Below are 2,956 nucleotides of genomic sequence, written 5' to 3'. Positions count from 1 at the left end.
CGCGTCACCGCGCTGCTCGACGCGCTCCCCCCGGGCGCGCGCGGCACGACCCCAGGCCCCGAGGCCACCGGGGACCTGCTGCGCCGCTACGGCATCCCCGTCCTGCGCGCGCTGCCCGCGCCCGACGCCGACGCGGCGGCCCGCGCCGCCGCCGAACTGGGCTACCCCGTCGCCCTCAAGATCACCGCCCCGCACCTGCGCCACCGCCCCGACCTCGGCGGCGTCCGCCTCGACCTCGCCGACGAGAGCGACCTGCGCCGCGCGTACGCGGACCTGACCGCGCTGCTCGGCTCGCCCGCCGAACTGCGCCCGGTCGTCCAGGCGATGGCGCCGCGCGGTGTGGACACCGTCGTGCGCGCCGTCATCGACCCGGCGGCGGGCGCGGTGCTCTCCTTCGGGCTCGCCGGGGCCCCCTCCGAACTCCTCGGCGACACGGCGCACCGCCTCGTCCCCGTCACCGACAGGGACGCGGCCGAACAGGTCCGCTCGCTGCGCAGCGCCCCGCTCCTCTTCGGCTGGCGGGGCGCGGCACCCGTGGACACCGACGCCCTCCAGGAGCTGATCCAGCGCGTGTCGCGCCTCGTGGACGATCACCCCGAGATCGTCGCGGTCTCGCTCGAACCGGTCGTCGTCGCCCCCCGCACCGTCCGCGTCCTCGGCGCCACGCTCCGCCTCGCCCACCCCCCGGCGGTGGGGGACGAGGGACCGCGCAGGATGCCGATGTACTGAGCGGGCCCGCCCCCGTCGCGGCTCCCGGAGCGGCGGGGCACGGCGGTGTCCCGCGCCCCCGTCCGACCGGTTCGCGCACGCCAGGCGCCCCGCGGCCGTGCCCCGCCCCGCCCGCGCCAGGCTCCGGCCCCAGGACGAACCCCCACGGAGTGACCGGTCACGCCCCCCGCCCCCGTAGGATGGGCGCATGGCGAAGACCGGTACGACGACCCAGGGGCTGCGCGCGGCGATCGAGCGCAGCGGCTACTACCCGGCCCTCGTGGCCGAGGCCGTGGAGGCCGCGGTCGGCGGGGACCCGGTGGTGTCGTACCTGGTGCACCAGGAGACGACGTTCGACGCGAACGAGGTCCGCAGGCACGTCACGGTGCTCGTCCTCACCGAGCACCGCTTCATCGTGAGCCACACCGACGAACAGGCCGCCGACGACACCTCCCCGACCCCGTACGCCACGACGTCCACGGAGTCCGTGCGCATCGAGCGGATCTCCTCCGTCGTCACGAGCCGCGTCGTGGCCAACCCCGAGTCGTACACGCCCGGCACCCTGCCCCGTGAGGTCGTCCTCACCATCGGCTGGGGCGCCGTCTCGCGCATCGACCTGGAGCCCGCAGCCTGCGGCGACCCCAACTGCGACGCGGACCACGGCTACACCGGCAGCTCCACCGCAGACGACCTCAGCCTGCGCGTGAGCGAGGCCGGCGACGGTCCCGAGACCGTCCGCCAGGCGCTGGCCTTCGCGCAGGCCCTCTCGGAGGCCACGGCGGCGCTCGGCGAGACCCCCTCGGGGACCCGCCGCTGATGAGCGGGACGCACCACGCGGACTGGGACGCCTACGAGGCCCGGCACACGCCCGCCTCGTCCGCCGCCCCGCACCCCGCCGACCCCTACGCCCCGCTCCCGCTCTCCTCCGCGCTCGTGCCCGAGTACGGGAGCGGCAGCCTCGCGGACCTCCTCCCCACCCTGGCCGCCGGGCTCGGCGTCCCCGGCTTCGCCCCGGTCATCGGCGAGCTGGACCCCGCCGACCGCGCCTGCGTCTTCCTCGTCGACGGCCTCGGCTGGGAGCAGCTGCGTGCCCACCCCGACGAGGCGCCCTTCCTGCACGGCCTCCTGGGCACCTCGCGCGGCGGCACGGGCCGCCCGCTCACCTCGGGCTTCCCCGCGACGACCGCCGCCTCGCTCGCCTCCGTCGGCACCGGCACGGTCCCCGGGCAGCACGGCCTGCTCGGCTACGCGGTCCGCGACCCGGCGACCGGCGCGCTCATGAACCAGCTCCGCTGGCAGCCCTGGACGGACCCCACCGCCTGGCAGCCGCACCCCACCGTCTTCCGCGCCGCCGACGCGGCCGGAGTGCACACCGCGCAGGTCTCGGCCCCGCACTTCCGTGAGACACCGCTCACCAAGGTCGCGCTCTCCGGCGGCACCTTCCACGGCCGCTTCACCGGCGAGGAACGCATGGACCGCGCCGCCGAGGAACTGGCCGCGGGCGACCGCTCGCTCGTCTACACGTACTACAGCGAACTCGACGGCGCCGGGCACAAGTACGGCACCGGCTCGGACGCCTGGCGCGGCCAGCTCATGCAGGTCGACCGGCTCGCCCAGCGCCTCGCGGAGCAACTCCCGCCGCGCACCGCGCTGTACGTGACCGCCGACCACGGCATGGTCGACGTCCCCGAGGACCCCGAGAGCCGGATCGACTACGACGAGGACTGGGAACTCGGCGCGGGCGTCGCCCTGCTGGGCGGCGAGGGCCGCGCGCGGCACGTGTACGCCCACCCGGGAGCGGCCGCTGACGTGCTCGCCGTGTGGCGTGAGGTGCTGGGCGACAGGTTCTGGGTCGCCGGCCGCGAAGAGGCGCTGGCCGCCGGGTGGTTCGGGCCGCCCGAGGTGTGCGAGGAGCGGGTGCTGGCGCGGATCGGCGATGTCGTCGCGGCCCCGCAGGGCCTCTCCGCGATCGTCGCGAGCGAGACCGAGCCGCGCGAGACGGCACTCGTCGGGATGCACGGCTCGCTCACCACGGCCGAGCAGCACGTGCCCCTCATCGAGATCCGCGCCTGAGACCACGGGAGCGGGGAGAGGGTCGCCCGGGACCGGTAGGCGCGGCCCGCCCCCGCCCTTCCGTCCGCCCGCCGCCGGGGTCCGGCCGGGTGCGCCCCCGTCCGCCCAGGTCCGCCGCCGCTCCCCGCCCCCGTCCCGCCCGCACCCGTGGCGTAGGGTCTGGGGTCGCCCCGGA

At 76.9% G+C, this 2,956-nt stretch carries 3 protein-coding genes; all 3 read left to right on the top strand.

The genetic code is table 11. The features are described from left to right. Window positions 1-729, top strand: a 729-nt coding sequence (locus SSBG_RS05590; RefSeq protein ID WP_037869019.1) for an acetate--CoA ligase family protein, incomplete at its 5' end; no start/stop codon positions are given. Between the two features lie 187 nt (window positions 730-916). Then, a complete protein-coding gene (locus tag SSBG_RS05585; RefSeq protein WP_008745228.1) occupies window positions 917-1,525 on the top strand; it encodes a DUF5998 family protein in 609 nt (202 codons plus the stop codon). After that, entirely contained in the window at window positions 1,525-2,781 is a 1,257-nt protein-coding gene (locus SSBG_RS05580) for an alkaline phosphatase family protein (RefSeq protein WP_008745227.1), read from the top strand. The genes SSBG_RS05585 and SSBG_RS05580 overlap by 1 nt, the downstream gene beginning before the upstream one ends. Window positions 2,782-2,956 lie beyond the last annotated feature (175 nt).

Source organism: Streptomyces sp. SPB074 (assembly GCF_000154905.1).
Taxonomy (GTDB): Bacteria; Actinomycetota; Actinomycetes; order Streptomycetales; family Streptomycetaceae; genus Streptomyces.
This window is presented reverse-complemented; position numbering and strand designations above follow the sequence as displayed.

Excerpts from the sequence above, each read along its gene's own strand:
- SSBG_RS05585 (WP_008745228.1), top strand. The coding sequence starts at position 917 with ATGGCGAAGACCGGTACGACGACCCAGGGGCTGCGCGCGGCGATCGAG.
- SSBG_RS05580 (WP_008745227.1), top strand. The coding sequence starts at position 1,525 with ATGAGCGGGACGCACCACGCGGACTGGGACGCCTACGAGGCCCGGCAC.